This is a genomic window from Chloroflexota bacterium, assembly GCA_035652535.1.
Classification (GTDB): domain Bacteria; phylum Chloroflexota; class UBA6077; order UBA6077; family SHYK01; genus DASRDP01.
In genome coordinates, this window is record DASRDP010000158.1 from 1 (window position 1) to 20,433 (window position 20,433).

The 20,433-nt window shown below is 66.7% G+C and carries 21 protein-coding genes; 14 read left to right on the forward strand and 7 right to left on the reverse strand.

Features of this window, described 5'->3' with window-relative positions:
- Positions 1–719 (reverse strand): alpha-amylase family glycosyl hydrolase (locus tag VFC51_19570; protein HZT09229.1); only part of this gene is annotated, 719 nt, incomplete at its 3' end.
- A 181-nt stretch (positions 720–900) separates the two neighbouring features.
- On the opposite strand from VFC51_19570, the gene cysD reads away from it, so the two are divergent.
- The 4 genes from cysD to VFC51_19590 all read left to right on the forward strand — a co-directional run bounded on the left by cysD (position 901) and on the right by VFC51_19590 (position 5,016).
- Positions 901–1,698 (forward strand): sulfate adenylyltransferase subunit CysD, encoded by a 798-nt coding sequence (gene cysD, locus VFC51_19575; GenBank protein HZT09230.1) that lies wholly within the window; start codon positions 901–903, stop codon positions 1,696–1,698.
- A 5-nt stretch (positions 1,699–1,703) separates the two neighbouring features.
- Positions 1,704–3,536, forward strand: coding sequence for a GTP-binding protein (locus VFC51_19580; GenBank protein HZT09231.1), 1,833 nt, complete (start codon positions 1,704–1,706; stop codon positions 3,534–3,536).
- A 213-nt stretch (positions 3,537–3,749) separates the two neighbouring features.
- Positions 3,750–4,598 (forward strand): family 1 encapsulin nanocompartment shell protein, encoded by an 849-nt coding sequence (locus VFC51_19585; protein ID HZT09232.1) that lies wholly within the window; start codon positions 3,750–3,752, stop codon positions 4,596–4,598.
- 1 nt (position 4,599) lies between these two features.
- Positions 4,600–5,016: a demethoxyubiquinone hydroxylase family protein gene (locus VFC51_19590; protein HZT09233.1), complete on the forward strand. Its 417-nt coding sequence runs from the start codon at positions 4,600–4,602 to the stop codon at positions 5,014–5,016.
- 12 nt (positions 5,017–5,028) lie between these two features.
- Here VFC51_19590 and cysG read toward each other — a convergent pair whose 3' ends face one another.
- From cysG to VFC51_19610, 4 genes are read right to left on the reverse strand one after another with little or no spacing between them, the layout of a single operon-like run.
- The gene (gene cysG / locus VFC51_19595) at positions 5,029–6,507 is read right to left on the reverse strand and encodes a siroheme synthase CysG (GenBank protein ID HZT09234.1); all 1,479 of its coding nucleotides are present in this window, start codon (positions 6,505–6,507) and stop codon (positions 5,029–5,031) included.
- Positions 6,504–7,301, reverse strand: a complete 798-nt coding sequence (locus tag VFC51_19600) for a phosphoadenylyl-sulfate reductase (protein HZT09235.1) — start codon at positions 7,299–7,301, stop codon at positions 6,504–6,506. Before VFC51_19600 ends, cysG begins: the two co-directional genes overlap by 4 nt.
- Positions 7,298–8,194 (reverse strand): uroporphyrinogen-III synthase, encoded by an 897-nt coding sequence (locus tag VFC51_19605; GenBank protein ID HZT09236.1) that lies wholly within the window; start codon positions 8,192–8,194, stop codon positions 7,298–7,300. The genes VFC51_19600 and VFC51_19605 overlap by 4 nt, the downstream gene beginning before the upstream one ends.
- Before the next feature lie 50 nt (positions 8,195–8,244).
- Positions 8,245–9,993, reverse strand: a complete 1,749-nt coding sequence (locus VFC51_19610) for an NADPH-dependent assimilatory sulfite reductase hemoprotein subunit (GenBank protein ID HZT09237.1) — start codon at positions 9,991–9,993, stop codon at positions 8,245–8,247.
- A gap of 214 nt (positions 9,994–10,207) precedes the next feature.
- Here VFC51_19610 and VFC51_19615 point away from each other — a divergent pair, with 214 nt between their 5' ends.
- On the forward strand, positions 10,208–11,050 hold the full coding sequence (locus VFC51_19615; protein HZT09238.1) for a sulfurtransferase: 843 nt from the start codon (positions 10,208–10,210) through the stop codon (positions 11,048–11,050).
- Between the two features lie 150 nt (positions 11,051–11,200).
- On the opposite strand, the gene VFC51_19620 is transcribed toward VFC51_19615, so the two are convergent.
- Entirely contained in the window at positions 11,201–12,250 is a 1,050-nt protein-coding gene (locus VFC51_19620) for an Ldh family oxidoreductase (GenBank protein ID HZT09239.1), read from the reverse strand.
- 183 nt (positions 12,251–12,433) lie between these two features.
- Here VFC51_19620 and VFC51_19625 point away from each other — a divergent pair, with 183 nt between their 5' ends.
- The 6 genes from VFC51_19625 (at position 12,434) to VFC51_19650 (ending at position 16,554) form a co-directional block, all read left to right on the forward strand.
- Positions 12,434–13,330 carry an alpha/beta hydrolase gene (locus VFC51_19625; protein ID HZT09240.1) on the forward strand — a complete coding sequence of 299 codons (897 nt, stop codon included), beginning with the start codon at positions 12,434–12,436 and terminating at the stop codon, positions 13,328–13,330.
- A gap of 70 nt (positions 13,331–13,400) precedes the next feature.
- Entirely contained in the window at positions 13,401–13,607 is a 207-nt protein-coding gene (locus VFC51_19630) for a hypothetical protein (protein ID HZT09241.1), read from the forward strand.
- On the forward strand, positions 13,598–14,590 hold the full coding sequence (locus VFC51_19635) for an FAD-dependent oxidoreductase (GenBank protein ID HZT09242.1): 993 nt from the start codon (positions 13,598–13,600) through the stop codon (positions 14,588–14,590). Before VFC51_19630 ends, VFC51_19635 begins: the two co-directional genes overlap by 10 nt.
- 30 nt (positions 14,591–14,620) lie before the next feature.
- Entirely contained in the window at positions 14,621–14,752 is a 132-nt protein-coding gene (locus tag VFC51_19640) for a hypothetical protein (GenBank protein ID HZT09243.1), read from the forward strand.
- A 15-nt stretch (positions 14,753–14,767) separates the two neighbouring features.
- Positions 14,768–15,670 carry a dihydrodipicolinate synthase family protein gene (locus VFC51_19645; protein HZT09244.1) on the forward strand — a complete coding sequence of 301 codons (903 nt, stop codon included), beginning with the start codon at positions 14,768–14,770 and terminating at the stop codon, positions 15,668–15,670.
- 65 nt (positions 15,671–15,735) lie between these two features.
- Positions 15,736–16,554 carry a hypothetical protein gene (locus VFC51_19650; protein ID HZT09245.1) on the forward strand — a complete coding sequence of 273 codons (819 nt, stop codon included), beginning with the start codon at positions 15,736–15,738 and terminating at the stop codon, positions 16,552–16,554.
- 181 nt (positions 16,555–16,735) lie between these two features.
- Here the strand turns inward: VFC51_19650 and VFC51_19655 are convergent, their stop codons facing one another.
- A complete protein-coding gene (locus tag VFC51_19655) occupies positions 16,736–17,728 on the reverse strand; it encodes a dihydrodipicolinate synthase family protein (protein HZT09246.1) in 993 nt (330 codons plus the stop codon).
- A gap of 79 nt (positions 17,729–17,807) precedes the next feature.
- Between VFC51_19655 and VFC51_19660 the strand changes: the two genes are divergently transcribed.
- From VFC51_19660 to VFC51_19670, 3 genes are read left to right on the forward strand one after another with little or no spacing between them, the layout of a single operon-like run.
- Complete coding sequence (locus VFC51_19660; protein HZT09247.1) at positions 17,808–18,539, forward strand: PIG-L family deacetylase; 732 nt, start codon at positions 17,808–17,810, stop codon at positions 18,537–18,539.
- Complete coding sequence (locus VFC51_19665) at positions 18,536–19,414, forward strand: glycosyltransferase (GenBank protein ID HZT09248.1); 879 nt, start codon at positions 18,536–18,538, stop codon at positions 19,412–19,414. The genes VFC51_19660 and VFC51_19665 overlap by 4 nt, the downstream gene beginning before the upstream one ends.
- 55 nt (positions 19,415–19,469) lie before the next feature.
- Entirely contained in the window at positions 19,470–20,360 is an 891-nt protein-coding gene (locus tag VFC51_19670; GenBank protein HZT09249.1) for an isocitrate lyase/PEP mutase family protein, read from the forward strand.
- The last annotated feature ends 73 nt before the right edge of the window (positions 20,361–20,433 follow it).

Sequence of the window (20,433 nt, forward strand, 5' to 3'; positions counted from 1 at the left end):
GGAAAATGGCGGTCGACGTGGCCCCGAAGCTCTTTGAGAAACTGGTGCGTCTCGGGCAGGTTCTCGCAGTTCGTTCCCTCGCGTTCGAAAAGGTACGGAACGGCATCGCAGCGAAACCCGTCGAGGCCCAGGTTGAGCCAGAACGAGACGACGTCGAGGATCTCGCGGCGGACCTTGGGGTTTTCGAAGTTGAGATCGGGCTGGTGGCTGAAGAACCGATGCCAGAAGTGCTGTCCCGCGATGGGGTCCCAGGTCCAGTTCGAGACCTCCGAATCCGTGAAGATGATGCGTGCGCCCGCATACCGCTCCGGATCGTCGCTCCAGACGTAGTAGTCGCGCTTGGGTGAGGTTGGGGAGCGCCGCGCCTCCTGGAACCAGGGATGCTGATCCGAGGTGTGGTTCAGCACAAGATCCGCGATGACCTTGATGTTGCGCCCGTGGGCTGCCTTCAAGAAGGCCCGGAAGTCGCGGAGCGTCCCGTAGTCGGGATGGATGTCGCGAAAGTCGGAGATGTCGTAACCGTCGTCCTTCAGCGGTGACGGATAGAAGGGGAGGAGCCAGATGCAGTCCACACCCAGCGCCTGGATGTAGTCGAGGCGCGCAGTGAGGCCGGGGAGGTCGCCAATGCCGTCGGCGTTGCTGTCCGAGAACGAGCGAATGGGAACTTCGTAGAAGATGGCGTCCTTGTACCAATCACGGTGAGAGGGGGACTGCGGCATCCCATTTGGATAGCGCGACATCCGACTATGTGTCAAGAACGTGCCGATCCGTTCACGTGGGCGTGGCGGGGACGTTGACGGCCTCCGGGCGCATTTATTATGATGTCGGTCAACATACTCAACAATGCGGACCGCTCTCATGACTGCGCTTACCCCAGCCGAAACGGCATCTGTACCGACTCTGGGTCACCTGCGGGATCTCGAGGCGCAGAGCGTGTACATCTTTCGCGAGGCCTACAAGCACTTCGACGATCTCTGCATGCTCTGGTCCATGGGAAAAGACTCCACCGTTCTGCTCTGGCTGGCGCGGAAAGCGTTCTTCGGCCACGTTCCGTTTCCGCTGGTCCACATCGACACGAGCTACAAGATTCCCGCGATGATCGAATACCGCGACCGGGTGGTCCGCGAGTGGGGGTTGAACCTGCTCGTCGGCCAGAACAAGGAGGCCCTCGCGGCGGGAATGAACCACACGCTTGGTCGTGTTACCTGCTGCACAGCCCTCAAGACCAACGCCCTCAAGCAGTTCCTCGCTGAGCAGAATTTCACCGGTGTCATCATGGGAATTCGCGCGGATGAGGAAGGCACTCGGGCGAAGGAGCGGTATTTCTCGCCTCGCGACCAGCACGGCGACTGGGATTTTCGCGATCAGCCGCCCGAGCTGTGGGACCAGTTTAAAACGTCTTTCCCAGAGGGCACGCACGTCCGCATTCACCCCCTGCTGGACTGGCGCGAGATCGACATCTGGGAATACATCCGCACCGAGGAGATCCCCATCATCGACCTATACTTCGATCGAGGTGACGGCACCCGCTATCGAAGCCTCGGCTGTGAGCCGTGCACGTTCCCGATTCGATCGACCGCGAAGACGCTTAGCGAGATCGTGGAAGAGCTTCGCCTCACCACGATCGCGGAGCGCGCCGGGCGAGCTCAAGACGAAGGTCGCGGCATGGAGCTTCTGCGGAAGGACGGCTACATGTAGCCCTCATGTCGATTGCCGCGTCGGACGTTGCAGAGCATCTCAACATCGTCGTGGTCGGCCATGTCGACCATGGAAAGTCGACCCTTCTTGGCCGGCTCTACGCGGACACGGGCTCCCTCCCGGACGGAAAGCTGGAGAAGGTCCAGGCGATCTGTCGTCAACAGGGGAAGGAATTCGAGTACGCGTTCCTCTTCGATGCGTTCCTCGAAGAGCAAGAGCAGGGCATCACCATCGACGTTGCCCGCACCTTCTTTCACTGGCGTAACCGTCAGTACATCATTGTCGACGCCCCCGGCCATCGCGAGTTTCTGAAGAACATGGTGTCCGGCGCCGCGCGCGCCGAAGCCGCGCTGCTTCTGATCGACGCGCATGAGGGCGTGCGGGAGCAGTCGAAGAAACACGGCCACCTCCTCTCCCTCCTCGGCGTCCGGCAGGTCGCGGTCGTCGTGAACAAGATGGACCTCGTGGGTTTTCGACAGTCCACGTTCGACGAGATCGAGGGCGACTATCGCGCGTTTCTTTCCCAGATCGGCGTGGTTCCGGAGCGATTCGTACCGGTCAGCGCCAAACATGGCGACAACGTCGTGGAACCGAGCGCCAACATGCCGTGGTACCGCGGGCCGACCGTGCTCGATGCGCTCGGCCTTTTCCGGAAAGAGACCGCGCCGTCGGAGCAGCCGCTTCGCTTCCCCGTGCAGGACGTCTACAAGTTCGATGAGCGGCGGATCATCGCGGGCCGTGTTACGGCGGGGCGATTTCAGATCGGGGATCGGCTGCTCTTTACCCCATCGAACAAGTCGGCGCGGGTCAAGACCATCGAGGCATTCCACGTCGATCCGCCGCCTCGCGAGGCGACCGCCGGCGAATCGGTCGGGATTACGCTCGACGAGCAGATCTTCGTCGAGCGCGGAGAGATCGCCTCCCACGTCGAGAGCCCGCCCTCGACCTCGACCGTCCTGCGCTGCAACGTCTTCTGGCTCGGGTCGCGCGCGCTCGAGCGCGGGCGCAGGTACATCATGCGCATGGCCACACGCGAGGTGGGCTGCTCGGTCACCGCGATCCATCGGATCATCGACGCCGAAGATCTGGACCTCCAGGCTGCGCGGACCCAGGTGGCGAAGAACGAGGTGGCCGAGGTGACGATCCGCACGAAGGCTCCCCTCGCTTTCGACCTGTACCAGGACGCCGCCGTCACGGGTCGCTTCGTGCTTGTCGATGGATACGACATTTCCGGCGGCGGGATCGTCACGGAGATCCTCAGCGACGAGCAGATGACGTTGTGGGAAGAGGCGAGAAGGCGGGACCTCTCGTGGCTCCCGGGCGACGTGAGCGCCGAGGATCGCGCGGCCAGCTATGGCCACCGCGCCGCTGTGGTCCTCGTCGGCGGTGCGCCGGAAGCCGCGGGCGAAATCGTGAGGCGGGTCGAGAGCGCGCTCGTCAGGGAGGGCCGCCACGCGTATCTGCTCCAGCCGGACAACCTCACCCGCGGACTCGACGCGGACGTCGCGGATATCTCGGACATCGAGAAGGTCCGGCGCTACGGCGAGGTCGCTCGGGTCCTGGTCGACGCGGGACAGATCGTCGTCTCACCCGCCAATGCCTTTGGGTCCGCCGACGATCGAGCGATCGAAACGCTGGTCCATCCCGCACCCGTGCTGCGCATCTGGGTCGGCGGCCCGTCCGATGGGACCGTGGCTCCCGAGGCCGACCTCACGATTCCCGACTTCGCTGACGCGGCAGCCGCGGCCAACGCCATCGTAGGCGTCCTCAAGGAGCGCGCTGTCCTTGCTCCGCTCCCTCGCGAAAGCGGCTTCCGCCACGGCAACTACTCCATCTAAGACCGGGTCATAATCGCTCGCGCATGGCTCCGCGCGCGGGGGCGTTGAAACCGGCGCGTATCGAAATTGCGCCAGTCTGTTAAGGCCCCGCACTCGGCGGCTGGCCTACGGGTTGGTGGCGCGGGGAAGCCAGGGCACGTCAGGTAGACTGGAATCAGAAGGTCTCGCAACACAGGCCGCGGCGCCGCTTCCCGGTCAGCGCGGGGGTGCAGCATGGCAGATCTCCTCTTACGGGATCAATCACCGTTGTCGGAATCCCAGTGGACGGCATTTGACGAAACGGTGATTCGCGTGGCGCGTCGGACGCTGGTGGGGCGGCGCTTCATCCCGATATTCGGGCCTCTCGGGCCGGGGGTCCAGGTCACGCCGAACGACGTCTACCTCGGGCGCAACGAAGGCGTCGTCGACGCGCTCGGCGAGGGTGAGTGCGACGAGGTGCGGGCGGGCGACCGCCGGTACTTGCCGCTTCCGATCGTCCACAAAGACTTCATGGTCCACTGGCGCGACCTCGCGGCATGCAGCGACATCGGCGCGCCCTTGGACACGGGGCCGGTCGCGTCCGCGGCGGCGTTCTGCGCTCGCACTGAGGACGAGCTGATCTTCCTTGGCAACGGGGACCTCGGCTGCAGCGGGCTGGTGACCGTGGCGGAGCATCTTCGCGTCCCGCTGAGCGACTGGACCGGAATGGGCAACGCCTTTCGCGACGTCGTCGCCGCCGTCGACCACGTGCGGTCGCACGGCTTCGCCGGTCCCTTTGCGCTCGTGGTGAGCACGAAGCTCTTCGTGGCGATGAACCGGATGTTCGAGAACAGCGGCGTGCTGGAGATCGATCAGATCAGGAAGATCGCGGGCTCTGGCGTGTTCGTGAGCCCCGTGTTGCCGGATCCCACAGCGGCTGTGGTGGCTACCGGGCCCGAGAATCTCGACCTCGTCGTCGGAATCGACATGACGGCGGCATACGTGGAGAGCTCCATGATGAATCATCATTTTCGCGTGCTGGAGTCGGTGGCGCTTCGAATCAAGCGACCGGAAGCGATCTGCGTCCTCGAACGGAGCGCGTAGGATGCCCCAAACGGACCCGTTCACCTACAACGCGCCGAAGAAGATGTCGGACGCGGAGCTTGCTCGCGCGCTGCGCCTCGACGCCGCCGCCGAGATCGACGCGATGAACTTGTATGAGGCGCACATCGAGGCGACGGACAATGAAGACGCGAAGAAAGTCCTCGCCTTCATCGCGAAGGACGAGAAGGAGCACTTCGCCCTGTTCGTCGAGCTGATTCGCCGCCTGGACCCGGCTGAAGCGGATGAGCTGACACAGTCGGCGCCCAAGCTCGACGTGATCCTGCGCACCCCGATCGGCGGTATTGCGGAGCAGGCCGTCGAGAGCGCCGGTGGCCCCGCTGCAACTGACGTGACGCGGCAGCGCGATCTTCTCCGACGGACGACCGTCGGGTCGCTTCTCGAGGAGACGCAGGGCTGATGGGTGCCGGGTTTATGGCTCTGGCGATTCGGCCACAGTGCATGCGCCGCTCCACCACCGAAGGCTCGCCGCGAGGTCGACGACGCTGCCGATCACCGTGGTCGCGGGCGCGGATACACCGGCGCCCCGGGCCAGCTCCGCGATGGTGGAGAGACTCCCCATGACGACGTTCTGCGAGTCCAGGGTGCCGTCCTGAATGACGGCCGCGGGGAGGTCGGCGGCGAGGCCGGCCTTCATGAGGCGCGCGCAGACCTCCGTCAGGGTATTGACGCCCATGAGGAGCACGAGGGTGCCTCCTTGGCGGGCCAGGCTGTCCCAGTCGATCGACGCGGACAGCTTGCTTGGGTCCTCGTGGCCGGTCAGGACGGTGAAACTCGAGGCGAGTCCGCGGTGGGTAACCGGAATCCCCGCGTAGGCTGGCACCGCGATGGCCGCGCTCACGCCTGGAATAACGGTGCAGGGGATGCCCGAGCTGAGCGCCGCCAGCGCTTCCTCGCCGCCGCGGCCAAACACGAACGGGTCGCCGCCCTTCAGCCGCACAACGATCTGGCCTGACATCGCCCGTTGGCAGATCAGGTCGTTAATGGTGTCCTGGGTCATCGATTCGCCACCGCGCCGCTTGCCGGCGTAGATCAACTCGGCGCCGGCGCGCGCATGGCTGAGCAGCGCACGGTTGACGAGGCGGTCGTAGATGACCACGTCCGCTTGGTTGAGGGCATCGCGGCCCGCGAGCGTCAGCAGGCCCGGATCGCCCGGGCCCGCTCCGACCAGGACGACCCGCCCCGACCTTCGGGGTCGCCGCCCCGGTGGCTGACCATCGGGTTCGGCGTCCCGTTCAGGCGACGTGAGGGCCTCCCGAAGCTGGCTCAACGCCGTCGCGATGTCCCCTGCCCGAAGCGCATCGAGCGGCGCGTTGGCGATCGCGCGCTGCCACACCTCGGGCGCCACGCGGACGCCCGCGTCGCGAAGCTCCGCACGTATCGACGCGAGGATTTGCGCGAGTGGCTCGTACTCTCCTGGAATCTCGTCGTCCAGCTTGTCCCGGAGGTGCCGGGCAAGGGCGGGGCTCTGGCCCCCCGTTGTGACGGCAACTTGGACGGCGCCGCGCTGAACCACGGCGGGGAGGATGAAGTCGCAGCGTTCGGGATCGTCAGCCGCGTTGACGAGCACGCCGCGTGCGCGCGCTTGATCGACCACGGCTCGCGTCGCGGATGGATCGTCGGTGGCGGTGATCACGAGGAATTGGTCGTCCAGGTCGCTCGGGAGGAATCGGCGCCGGCGCAGCGCGACGAGCGTGCGACCGGCCGTCGCGGGAGCGGCCCGGACTTCAGCGAGCGCCTCGACGTCCGGAGAGATCCGCGGGGCGACCACGGTGACACGAGCCCCGGCATCGAGGAGAGCCCGGACCTTGCGCGCCGCGACCGGCCCCCCGCCCACCACCAGACAGCTCCGCCCGGCAAGGTTCAAAGCGATGGGGAAGTAGGCTGTCACGCGTCGGCCGGCGCCCGCGCCTCATCGCCGGGGTGCAGTGCGTCGGACGCGCCCAGTCCCCACGTTGCGACGGCGCTCTCGAGGCTCGTCACGTGGATTCCGCATTCCTTCTTGTCTGGATCCAGCTCCCACCACCATCTGCCTGCCCGCGGGTCTTCGCCGGGTCGGATCGCCCGTGTGCACGGCTCGCAGCCGATGCTGGGGTAGCCGCGGTCGTGGAGGACGTTGTACGGGACGCCGTGGGCCCGGATGTACGACCACACCTGGTCCGCCGTCCAATCGCACAATGGATTCACTTTTACAATCCCGCCGTGGACGCGATCGTGCTGCACCTTCTCGGTAGCGGTGCGCGACGACGCCTGGTCGCGCCGAATGCCGCTGATCCACGCGTCGAGGCCGGATAGGGCGCGACTAAGCGGCTCGACCTTTCGGATCCCACAGCACAGCTCTCGGTTCTCGACGCTCTCATAAAAGCAGTTAAGGCCCTTCTCCGCCACCATTCGCGCCACGCTGGCGGGGTCCGGGCGAAACGTTTCGACCTCGATTCTGTACCGCTCGCGGATGCGGTCGATGACTCCATACGTTTCTTGGTGCAGCCGCAGCGTGTCGAGGGTCACGACGCGCGCCCTCGGATTGATCCGCCACATCATGTCGATGAGCACGACATCCTCCGCGCCGAAACTGGAGGACAGGGCGCATCGGTCGCCGAACGTGTCGAGGGCCCAGCGGAGCACCTCTTGCGGCTCGGCGTCGCCAAGTCGGCGATTTGCGGCAGCGATCTCGTCGGGCGTCATTCCCGCACTCCGGGGGCGGCAGGTTGCTGTGCGAACGCCTCGGCGATGGCCGAGATCAGATGCCCCATCTTTGGGTGCGGGGGTGTGACGTTCACCCGAACGCCGTGGCCCTCAATGGCCTCCGAAGAGACCGGACCGATCGACGCGATGAGCATTCGCCCGTTCAATGCGAGTCGAAGCGCCTCGGACCGCCCGTGCTCGTCCGCGATGGCGAAGAGGGTATGGATCTGCGACGAGCTGAAGATCGCGAGGGCGTCGACCGAGCCCTCCACGCACGAATCGATCAACCGGACGACGGGGGCTTCGTCGCTGGGTCCCTCCCACCGATAGGGCGCGGCTTCAGAAATCGACGCCCCCATTGCGAGAAGACCCTCGCGAAGCCGGTCGAGGTACGGCGTTGCACCTCCGTAGAGCTGAACGCCTACCCGCTTGCCCCGCAGGTCCCACGTGGCCAGCGCCGCGAGGAGATCCTCGGACGTGTTGGGCTCCGGGGCCACGAGGTCGACTCGGACGCCGTGGCTCTTGAGCACGTGGAGCGGCTTCGGCCCACGCGCAACCACCTGGGCCTTCGACAGCCCCGCGAGAACTTCGCCAAACAACCCAATCGCTTGCGACCGGTCCAGGAGAAGCTGACAGCCGACCCCAGTCAGGAAGACGACCGCCGCGAAGTCGCCACGGGTCAAGGCTGCGAGCCACGCGTCGATCGTCGCATCATCCGCGGTTGGGCTCTCGCGGAGCGCAGGCGCCACCAAGGCGGTGCCACCCTTCACCTCGATTAAGCGCGCGATCTCCGCCGATCGTCGCGACTCGAGGAATGCGACGACGCGGCCCGCGAGCGGGCCGGGCGCCGGTCCGCGGAGCGATGCATTCATGGGATTAGTGTACCGTCGCACGGCAGCGGCCATCGGTCGGATCGGCGAGGAGGGGGCCCGGCAGCGCTGCTCTACCGACCGGCACCTGCCATGACCGGTTCCGGGAACGCGAGCGCCCGGAGTCTCGCGTTCCCGGCGCGTCGGCAGAAGTCGCCAAACGCCTCACCCGGGTTCCGCTCGTCGCGGAAGAGCTGGAAGATGGGCCGCAACCGGTCCGCGATCTGGTCAACCGGCACCAGGTCCGCCAGGAGTCGGTTGAGAAGCGTGCCCTGGAAGTCGCCTCCGAGATAGATCTGGTACTTCCCAGGCGTGCGGCCGACGAAGCCGACGTCGCCGAGGAAGGGGCGGGCGCACCCGTTGGGGCAGCCGGTCATGCGGATGCTCAGGCGCTCATTCTCGAGGCCGAGCTCCGAGAGCGTCGCCTGGATGCGGCGAACGACGGCGGGCAACGCGCGCTCGGCGTCCGCCAACGCCAAGCCGCAGGTGGGGATCGCGGGGCAGGCCATCGAATACCGAAGGGCGTTCGGCACATCCTCAACCAGGGCGACGCCATACTTGCGGAGCAGCGCCTCGACCGCCGGTCGCTGTTCGTCGGCGATGTCGGTGAACAGGATGTTCTGCTGCGCCGTCAGGCGGATGCCCGGATCGAATTGGCGGACCAGTTCGCGAAACCCCGATCGCATGGCGAGGCCGTCGACGTCTCGGATGCGGCCGTTCTCGATCCACACGCCCAGGAACCAGCGGCCATCGTACTGCTGATGCCAGCCCAGGTGGTCGCCGGTCTCGTCCCAATGCAGCTCGCGCGGCGGGGCGAGGCGGTGGCCCACCCAGCGCTCGACCTCCCGTCGAAAACGGTCGAGGCCCACGTTGGCGATGAGGTACTTCATTCGTGCCTGCCGGCGGCTGATCCGATTTCCGCAGTCGCGCTGGACCTTCATGATGGCGAGGAACGTGTCGACGAGTTCGTCCGGCTCGACAAAGGCCAACGGGTCCGCGACGCGCGGCCGGGTGTTGCGGTCGGTGTGGGTCATCCCCATTCCACCACCGACCAGGAACGTATACCCCGCCACGTGGTCCTGTTCGACGTGAGCCACGATGCCGATGTCGTTGGAGTACGCGTCAACGCAGTTGTCACCCTCGATGGCGAAGGCGGTCTTGAACTTGCGCGGCATATAGACGTCGCCGTAAAGCGGGTCCAGCTCCTCTTCAGTCGACGCGATCTTCTCGTGGTCGAGCCAGATCTCGTGATACGCCTTCGTGCGCGGGAGCGCGGCATCGCTCAAAATCCGCGCGTGCTCCTGGACCTCGGCGGCCGCGCCGATGCGGTTTGGCGCCGGGCACGCCATGACGTTCCGCTCGACGTCACCGCAGGCGCCGAGGGTCGTGACCATCGCGTCGTTGATGGACCGGATGGTCTGCTTGAGGTGCGCCTTGCCGACGTGGTGAAGCTGGAAGCACTGACGAGTGGTGACTCGCAGCGTGCCGTCGCCAAATCGGTTCGCGACGTCATCGAATGCCAGGTACTGGGCCCCGGTGAGGGCTCCGCCCGGGATTTTGGCGCGGACCATCATGATCCATTCCTTGTCCCGGCCTTCTTTGCGCGCAATCGCGCGCTTTTCGCGGTCGTCCTGTTGGTAGACGCCGTGGAATTTCAGAAGCTGATACTCTTCCTCAGAGAAGTGCGACGCGTCGCTCTCCAACGTCTGCTTGATGGTTCCACGCAAATGGTTGCTTCGCTGCTTGATGAACTCGACCTCGGACGGAACAACCGTTGCCCCCGGGGCGTTTTCATCGAGAAGCTCTTCGGGCTCGCCTGCCATTTCGGCGCCTCCGGTTCCGGCGCTATTCTTGACTAACCCCATAATAATAGTCGAGAATTGACACGCAGTATACGCACGCCTCGTGCGCATGGTCAAGCGGGCGCGCTTGCGGTGCTCAAGCCGGCTGGGCTAAGCTTCGGAACGCAAGAGCCGGGATGACCGCGCCTCCACGCGCACATCGTCGTGATGACAGCCATATGAATGGAGGAGTTTCATGGCAACATACGCGAACCCGGACGCGCTCGTTGATACGGAATGGGTTGCTCAGCACGCGAAGGACCCTCACGTCAAATTGGTTGAAGTCGACGTCGATACGTCGGCATACCGCCAGGGCCATGTGCCTGGCGCCATCGGCTGGAACTGGTCGACGCAGCTCGAGGACCAGACGCGGCGCGACATCCCGACCAAGGAGGATTGGGAGAAGCTCCTGTCGCAGTCCGGTATCTCGAACGATGACACCATCATCTTCTACGGTGACAACCACAATTGGTTCGCGGCCTTCGCCTATTGGATCGCGAAGATGTACGGGCACAAGAACGTCAAGCTGATGAATGGCGGCCGCAAGAAGTGGGAGCTCGAGAAGCGGGATTTGGTGACCGAGGAGCCCAAGGTGACCCCGTCCCAGTACAAGGTCCAGAGCGTCGACATGTCGCTCCGGGCTCTTCAGCCCGACGTGAAGGCGCACATCGGGAAATCTGGCGCGGCCCTCGTCGACGTTCGATCTCCAGCGGAGTTCACGGGTGAGGTCCTGGCCCCGCCGGGCCTTCAGGAGACCGCACAGCGGGGCGGGCACGTGCCCACGGCCACCAACATCCCGTGGCTGCAGGCCGTGAACGAGGCGGACGGGACGTTCAAGTCACCGGACGAGCTTCGCCAGCGGTACGAGCGCGACGGCATTACACCGGACAAGGACGTGATCGCCTACTGCCGCATCGGAGAGCGCAGCTCCCACACCTGGTTCGCGCTGAAGGAGCTCCTCGGCTACCCGAAGGTCCGGAACTATGATGGCTCGTGGACCGAGTGGGGCTCGATGATCGGGGTCCCCATCGAGAAGTAGGCGCTTCGGAACGCGTTGAGGACCGGCGAGGGCGGCCCGTTCGGGCCGCCCTCGCCGTGAAGAGCGCCCGGGCAGGAATCCTGTGTCGGCGAGCGCCCGGTTGCCGCCGTTTGGGGCGAGCCGCTGCCCGCGCGCGGAGCCCGGGGGCGCCTACGCCCCTTGGGCGTCCGCCACGTAGGCCGCTGGATCGATACCCAGCCCCCGTGCGATCTCGCTGACCGTCGCCCACACGTCGTCGGCAATCGGTACGCCGCCGGCCAACCGCGCTCGGCGAGTGCGAAACGAGCGCTCGCCGGGGATCAGGATCTCGCCGAAGCCGGGGGCCTTGCGCGAGCCGCGGACCGATTCCACGTACGCGCCCGCGCGACGCTTGAAATCAGCGAGATCCGTGAGGCACGCGGGGTCCACAACGATGATCAAGCAGCCCCAGAGCGCGCGCGGGCCATCGCGTACCTTCATGTCGCCGACGACCCCACCGACGAGCAGCCCGCCGAGCAGCTCCGTGGCCAGCGCGAGCCCATACCCTTTCGCGCCGCCGGCGGCGCTGAGCGCTCCGCGACCCGCCGCGATCGGATCCGTGGTCGGGTTCCCTTCCGCATCCACGGCGACGCCCATGGGGAGCGGACGGCCGGCGCGCTGCGCCTCGCGCAGCTTGCCCGCCGCGATTGCGCTCGAACTCATGTCGAGAAGGTAGGGATCCGGATCGGAGGGGATGGCGATGGCGATGGGATTCGTCCCGATCAGCGGCTCCACCCCGCCATACGGGTGCACGAACGTCTCCGATTTGGCGAATAGCAGCCCCACGAGATCGGTGCGCGCTGCTAGCTCGACATAATAGCCAGCCATCCCGATGTGCCCGCAGTTCGAAACGCCGACCGCGCAGACGCCGTGCTTCTGGGCTCGGTCGATCGCCTGCTTTGCCGCGACGGTCGCCGCGTACGGGCCGGCGGCGCGGTCGCCGTCGATGCGCAGGGCTGGCCCCGAATCGTGAATCACCGTCGGATGCGCCTCGCGTTGAACGTTACCGCTCCGGATGAGATTGACGTTCAACGGCACGCGCACGATGCCGTGGCTGCTGTATCCGCGCAGGTCGGCTTCGGTTAGGACGTCCGCGATCGCATCCTGCTGGGCAGGACTGACATCGAGCGCCGCGAAGATCGCGCAGATGAACCGTCGCTCGGCCTCGGCGGTGAGAAGCATCGAGATCGTCTCCCGGGACGAAGTAGGCGCTCTGTCGTGGGCGTGGTGCCTCAAAACTTCAACCGACCGGACGGGTGACATCGCGGCGCGGCGCGTGCGATCATACGCCGGGAAGGCCACGGACCACCAGCGGGCGGGTGCGTGCGCCCGGGATCTGAGATCGCGGAGAGGGGGAGCCGGTCAATGGAAGAGCGCGTCACCATCGATTCCGAGGGCCTGAAGCTCGCGGGAGTGCTCCACATCCCGCAGGGCCTTCGTCCCGGCGAGCGACGGCCGGCCTTCCTCGTGCTTCATGGCTTCGGCGGCAACAAAGAAGGCGAGGGGTGCCGGGGACCCTGCGACCAGCTCGCGGAGTGGGGCTACGTGGCCATGCGGTTCGATTTTCGCGGCTGCGGGGACAGCGAAGGCGAGCACGGCCGCATTATCTGTCTCGAGCAGGTGGCCGACACGCGTAATGCCATCACGTTCATGCAGAGCCGACCAGAGGTGGACCCGGATCGCATCGGCCTCATCGGCAGCAGCTTCGGCGCCGCCGTGGCCGTCTATACGGGCGGGACGGACCCGCGCGTCGCCGCCGTCATCTCCCAGGGCGGCTGGGGCGATGGCGAGCGCAAGTTCCGGGGCCAGCACGCTACCCCCGAGGCCTGGGCGCGCTTCACGAATATGCTGGCCGAGGGCAAGCGGCACCGCGAGCGCACCGGGCAATCGCTGATGGTCGATCGCTTCGACATCGTGCCGATCCCCGAGCATTTGCGGACCAATATGAGCGCGCGCTCCATCATGCAGTTCCCGGCGGAGACCGCGCAGAGCATGTTCGACTTCCGCGCCGACGACGTTGTGGGGAACATCGCGCCGCGGCCGCTCTTGTTGCTGCACTCGGCCAACGATTCGGTCACGCCGACGGAGCAGTCTATCGAGTTGTTCAAGCGCGCGAAGCCGCCGACGGAGCTCCACCTCTTGAGCGGCGTCGACCACTTCATGTTCAACCAGAAGGAGCCGCGGGTCACCGCCCTTATCGCCGGTTGGCTCGAAAAGTATTTTCCCGTTCGGGCGGTGGAACCGGCGGCGGCCGGCCGCTGATTTCGGTTGGGCAGTCGATGGCGGAGACCAGACCGGAATCGACATCCCGTTTGCGACAGAAAGGCGGCGCATGGGAAGACTGCTGACGGCGCTCGTGGTCCTCGGCCTCGGCTGGCTCGTCGTGGACCGGCGCGCGCGGCAGGAGGCGACTGAGCTGCTTCGGGACCTCTCGGACTCCGCGATCATGCTGCTACTGCGATCGACGTCGGGCTTCGCCAGCGACGTGCCCGAGCCGATCCAGCGCGAAGAGCAGGAGAGGCGAACGCGGTGGCGTTAAATGGACGACAGCGCATCGTGGTCCTGGGCGGTGGGAGCGGCGGGGTTGTCGCGGCGACGAGCCTCGGTCGCCGGTTGGGAGCGGCGCACGACGTCACGCTGATCGATCGGCGGGCGGACCACGTCTACATGCCGGCCTTCCTCTCGCTCATGATCGGCGAGCGCCGGCCGCGCGACATCACGCGACCGCTCGATCGGCTTGCGCGCCGCAACGTCCGCGTCATCACTGGCGAGATCGAAGGGATCGACCTCGCGCGGCAGGAAGTACGGCTCGCCGACGAGGTCGTTCCCTATGACCACCTCGTCATATCGCTCGGACTGCAGACCCGTCCCGAGGCCATCCCCGGATTCACCGAGGCCGCCAACCACGCCTGGGAGATGGACGCGGCGCTGCGCCTGCAGGAGAAGCTGGCGCGATTCGAGGGCGGCCGAGTGGTGATCGGCGTGCCGCCCGGACCATTTCGCTGCCCACCGGCGCCGTACGAGGCCCAGTACGTGCTCCACGACTACTTCGTACGCCGCGGTGTGAGGTCGCAGGTGAAGATGGACTTCTTCACCCGCGACCCGATGCCGCGCGGTCCCGCCCACGATCCCGCGATCTGGATGGACGCGCACGCCCGACGTCGTGGGATCACTCAGCACTACTCCTTCGCCGTGGAGTCGATCGATCCGGAGCGCCGGGTCGTGCAGGGTCGCTTCGGCCTCGCGCTGGACTACGATCTCCTCTTCCTTGTCCCTCCCCACGAACCGGCGCGAGTCCTCGTCGATAGCCACATTGCGGATTCGGTGGCCGGCGTGCGCGTTGACTTCGATACGCTCGAGACGCGATGGGAAAATGTGTACGCCATCGGCGATTGCGCCGACGTGCCGGCGTCGAAGGCGGGCGTCGTCGCGCACCAGGAAGCCGACGTCGTCGCCCACAACATCGCCGTGAAGATCACCGGCCGGGGAGATCCCCAGACGCTTCGCCTCCACACGATGTGACTGCTCTCCTTTGGCGCCGGGCGCGCCGCCGTGAATCGGACCACGTACCCGAACGGCTGGCCGCCGCTGGGATCGGGCTCGTCGCGCAGCACCGGCCCGTCGCCGATCCTCTACTGGACGAAAATCGCCTTCGAGAAGTGGTGGCTCTGGCGATACTTCTAGCGTGGGAGTGGAGCGATGGGGGAGCGTGACGACCGCCTGACGGGCATCATCTGTGCCTGCCTCACCCCGTTTGATCGAGAGAACCGCATCGATTTCGAAGCGCTCGAGCGCGAGATCGCGTACATCGTCGACGAGTGCCACGCGGACGCCGTGTCCATCGGGGCCGTGGAAGCGGCGGAATACACGCGTTTGAGCTGGGAAGAGCGCCGGGAGCTGATCCGCGCGGCCGTCCAAGCGGTGGATCGCCGCATCCCGACCATCGCGGGATGCTCGCACCAGAACCCGGTCATGGTGGGACAGATGGCCGAGTTCGCCGCGTCTGTCGGTGCAGACATGATCCAGGTGCTGATTCCCAATCGCCCCTGGGGAGGCAATCCCGAGCCGAACGAGCTGGTCGACTTCTTCACGGAGGTGGCGGTCCGAAGCCCGCTCCCCATCGTCGCCTACCACAATCCGGGCCCCGGCGCTGACCCGGACTTCACCACGTTCGTGAAGCTCAGCACCAACGCGAAGATTCACTACTTCAAAGAGAGCTCCCGCGATACCCGCAAGATCGCGCGTATGTGCGAAGAGATCGATCGCGCGGGGAACGCTGGCTACTTCACCACGATGCAGCCGCTCCTCATGACCTTGATGATGGGAGGGTCCGGCGCCACGATGCCGCCGCCCGGCGCGAAGATCGGCGCGATGGTCGTGAAGGCGTTCCGCGAGGGCGATCCCGACGGCGCGCGGCACTGGCAGCGCCTCTACGCCGCGTTCCCGAGCAAGTGGCCTTCGTACGGCCTGCCGCCGGTCATGAAGGCCGCGATGCAGGAGATCGGAGTCGACCTCGGGCACCCATCGCGTCCGTACCTCCCGGTGACCCCATCCGATCGACTGCAGATCCGGGAGCTCCTGCGCGAGGCGCAGATCCTGTAGGCGACGGTCATGCGCGACGCCGCCGATTCCGGCACAATCGAACCGACGATGAAACGGGAGGGGAGATGAGCGACATTCACGAGCGGGCCGCGCGCGAGCTGCGGGCCGTCGTCGACAGATTTGCCGCGGGCGAGGCTGAGGTCGTGCGGGCCTATGCCCAGGCGCCCCACTCGATGGAGGAAAACGTCGACGTCCTGCTGCGCCAGATGGGGCGCGAGGTCCAGCGCAAGAAATGGATGGACCGATTCCACGATCTCGCCGCCGAGATGGAGCGCAGCGTCGACCGGCACACCTATGCCGAGATCCTCGAGCAGATGTCCGAGGAGACCGCGCACTACGTGCTGCTGGCGGACCTCGTGGAGGAGCTGATCGGTCGGAAGTTGACGCCGGACGAGGCGCTCAAATACGAGGTCTTCACGCGATACGAGGTTGGCCGCCCGTTCGAGCAAACGTACCACCCGCTCCTGCCCGAAGCCAATCGCCTCATCGACGTGGCGTGGGAGGCCGTGCAGGCGTTGGGGCCAGATCGATGTCGCCACCTGATCCACCTCGCCGAGGGCGGTGGCGGGGGCGCCTTCGTGGAGGCGCTGCGGCTTCACGGCGATCCGTTTCGGGACGGGCTGGCCCGGGCAATGCGGCGCATCGTGCACGACGAGATGGGGCATGGCCCCGCGCGCATCGACGGCTACGCCAGGGATTGGGTCCACACTGAGGACGAGCTGGCACAGGACGTGCACTGGCTGAGCGCGTACATGGCCCAGCACCTGCGCGTGCGGAACGAGATCTGGCGGACCCCGCTCAGCGAAGAGCGGCTGGCCGCCATCGATCGCGGCGACACCGCGCCCTTCGACCCCACCGTGGAGTCTGTCGCCGTCGGGGTCTAGAGGGCCGGACGGAAATGGTCATTTTGAGCTCGCTGGCGAAGAGCCTGTCGAGAATGACCATGTTACGGAGATCCTTCGCTTCGCTCAGGATGACCAGACGTGCTTCGGCCGGGCCTCTCGTAGGATCTCGTCGCCGCTCTTCGGTGGGCCAGGCGAACGATGTGGGTCTTCCGTCCGGTTGCTACCGGGAGATCCGCAGCCCCAGAAGGTCCGTTTGCAGGCGCGCTGGGCCGAGGGTGCCAGGCGCGGGCGGCGGACTGTCCTCCCCGGGCTCCTTCAGCCCAACCTCCTCCAGGAACTGTCCGATGGCGGCTTCGTCCCATCGACTCACCGGCGCATAGGGTGGCAGCGGGCGGCCGAGATCGATACCGAGGTGGCGCATCGCCGCCTTCATGACCGGAGTCGTCCCGTAGCGCGACCAGCGATTGGGGAAGAGCCCGAGGATTCGCTGCCACTCGATGGCGCGCGCCGTGTCGCCCGCGTCGAGCGCGCGTACGACCTGCCCGCCGATGAAGGTCGCCGGCGGCGGCATCGCGGCTCCCGAGCCGCCCATGGTGAGGTTGATCAAGAGCGACTCCACCGTGGTGAAGCACCGAGCGAGCCCGCGGTGGTCGATCTCCTCGGCGAGGCGCATCAGCTTCGTGACGTCTCCCGACGTCTCGAGGATCCAGGCGACGTTGAACAACTCCGCGAGACGCGTGTACGAGGGGATGCCGGGATCGGCGCCGGGCCCGCGGTTGTTGGCGACGCAGACGGGAAGCGGGCTGCGGATGGCGACCTCGTCAACGTAGTCGTACAGCTCGTCGGGATCGGGCTCCCCGCCCCAGAGCCGCATGGGCAAGAGCAGGTGCGCGACGTCGGCTCCGGCGCGTTGGGCGTGCTCCGCCAGCTCAACGGCGCGCTCCGGGGCCGGATGCGAGATCCCCAGGACCACGGGCGCGCGGCCCGCCACCATCTCCGTGCCCCGCCGCATCAACTCCATGCGGTCGTCCCAATCGAGCATGGTGTACTCGGACTCCTCGCTCGCGCCGATCGCGACGGCGGCCGGCTGACAGGAAGCGAGGATGTAGTCGATCTCGCGTTGAAGGGCCGCGAAGTCGATGCGCCCGTCCGGGTCGAAGGGCGTGAGGCAGGTCGCAATGACGCCGCGCGCGGAGGAGACGTCGAATGCCATGTGCGGTCCCGCTGGTGTGGTGGCCGGATTGTACACAGCGATAATGAATTGGTGGTGTATGGACGAAGGGGGAGAAGACGTGATCGGCCCAGGCGCTGCGGAAATTCGACGCGTGCTGCGTGACGAGCCGATCGTCGTCGTGTCCCCCCACATGGACGACGGGGTGTTCGCCTGCGGCGAGGCGCTGGGCGCGTCGCCAGGCTCGGTCGTGATCACCGTCTTTGCCGGGGGACCGGACGGCGGCACGGCCAGTCTCACCGAATGGGACGCGGCCGCCGGGTTCCGGGAGGGGGACGACGTGATCGCGGCCCGACGCGCTGAGGACGCGCTCGCGCTCCAGTTCCTGCGCGCGCGGCCGGTCTGGCTGGAATTTCGCGATGCCCAGTACGGCCCTTCACCCTCGGTCGACGAGGTGGCCCAGGCTCTCGCGGGAGTTCTCGAGGACGTGGGCGAGCTTCCCGTGCTGTTCCCGCTGGGCCTCTTCCACAGCGACCACGTGCTGACCCACGAAGCGTGCCTGCGGGCCCGAGAGCATACCGATCACGCAGGCCTGTGGCTCCTCTATGCCGACATCAATTACCGGACCATACCGGGGCTGGTAGACGAGCGCTTGGCGGCCCTGATCCGGCGCGGGCTGAGGTTCCGACGCCTCGCGCCAGACCCGAGGCCGGCGAGCGAGCGCAAGCGCTGGGCCGTCGCGAGCTACGGTTCGCAGCTCCGCGCGCTCGCTACGGAGGGACGGCCAGGCTCCGACGATGCCTTCGCCCCGGAGTGCTACTGGCTCATCGAGGCGACGGCGGAGCGCAAGTGAGGCGGGTCGGCGACGAGCGCATCGGCGTCGTCGTGCTCACCCACAACCGCGTGGACCAGCTCCTCGAGATCGTGGCGCGCCTTCAGGCTCTTCCCGAGCAGCCGGAGATCGTGGTCGTCGATAACGGGTCGCGAGATGGCACCGCTGAGCGGCTCGCGCGCTGTTTTCCGACCGCGCGCTGTGTTCGGTCCGAATTGAACCTGGGCGCCGCTGGGAGAAATCTGGGCGTTCGGGCGTGCGCGCGTCGCTACGTTGCGCTGTGTGATGACGACACGTGGTGGGAGGGCGGAAGCCTCCGCCGCGCGGCCGATCTCCTCGATGCGCATCCGCGCCTCGGCCTCGTCAACGCTCGCGTGCTGGTCGGCCCCCAGAACCGAGTCGATGCGACGTGCGCGGCAATGGCGCGCAGCCCGGTGCCCGGCCCGGACTGGCTGCCGGGTCGGCCCCTGATCGGGTTCCTAGCGGGCGCGAGCGCGGTGCGGCGGCGCGCCTTTCTGGAGGTCGGCGGCTTCGAGCCGCGGCTGTTCATCGGCGCGGAGGAGGAATTGGTGGGAATGGATCTGGCCCGAAACGGATGGGCTATGGCGTACGTCGAGGATCTGGTCGTGCACCATCATCCCTCGCCTCTCAGAGACCCGAGGGGGCGCAGTGCCCTGTTGGACCGTAATCGCCTGTGGATTGCCTGGATGCGGCGTCCTGTTGGCCGCGCCGTCGACCTGACGGTTGAATTGGCTCGCCGCGCGATGCATGATCCAGTCGCGCGCGGCGCGCTGGTGGAGGCGCTGCGGGGCCTGCCGTGGGCGCTGGGCCATCGCCGGGTCGTCCCGATCTGGGTCGAGCCGCAGCTGCGCGCTGTCGAACACATGGCGTCGTGAATGCGACGCGCGCTCCAACCGATCAAGCTGCGCAACCCGCGCAAGGAGTACGCCGATGACCGACACGCGCCGATCGCACCTTCGCGAACTGCTTCGCCAGTCGCGCATCCTCATTGCCCCGGGGGCCTTCGATGCCCTCTCTGCCCGGCTCGTGGAGCAGGCCGGATTCCCCGTCGTATACATGACCGGCTCGGGTGTGTCGAATAGTCAGCTCGGCGAGCCGGACCTCGGCCTCACCAGCATGACGGAGATGGCCACCCAGGCGGCGCGGATGTGCCAGGCGACGAGCATTCCCCTCATCGCCGACGCAGATACAGGCTACGGAGGAGTGCTGAACGTCCGGCGCACGGTGCAGGAGTACGAGCGGGCCGGTGTGGCCGCGCTCCACATCGAAGACCAGGTATTTCCCAAGCGATGCGGTCACTTCGCGGGGAAGGCCGTCATCCCTTTGGACGAGATGGTGGGGAAGATCCGTGCCGCGCTCGACGCGCGATCGGATCCGGACCTGGTCATCATCGCGCGCACAGACGCGCGTGCTGTTGAGGGGTTCGACGCTGCGCTGCGCCGTGCCCATGCCTACGAGGAGGCCGGCGCGGACGCTCTTTTCGTCGAAGCGCCGCAGACGCTTGAAGAGATGGAGACGATCTGCCGATCGTTCCGGGTGCCGCTCGTGGCGAATATGGTGGAGGGCGGTGCGACCCCCATCCTTCCCGATGGTGATCTGGAGAAGCTGGGGTACCGGGTCGTCCTGCACGCCGGGTCGCTCCTCCGGACGGCTGCCCGCGCCATCCAGGAAGTTCTTGATTGTCTCCGTCGGACGGGTAGCACCATCGGGTGGGAGGGCCGGCTCATCAGCTTTGAGGAGCGCAACCGGGTGACGAACCTCGAGGGGATGCAGGCGTGGGCCGATCGCTTTTCGGCGGCCGCCGAGGGCGCCCCGAGCTGACTTCACACTCACGCGCGGCGTGACGGGGCAGGAGGTCCCCCCCAGCCCCCCCGCGTGCGGCATGGGTGGCGTG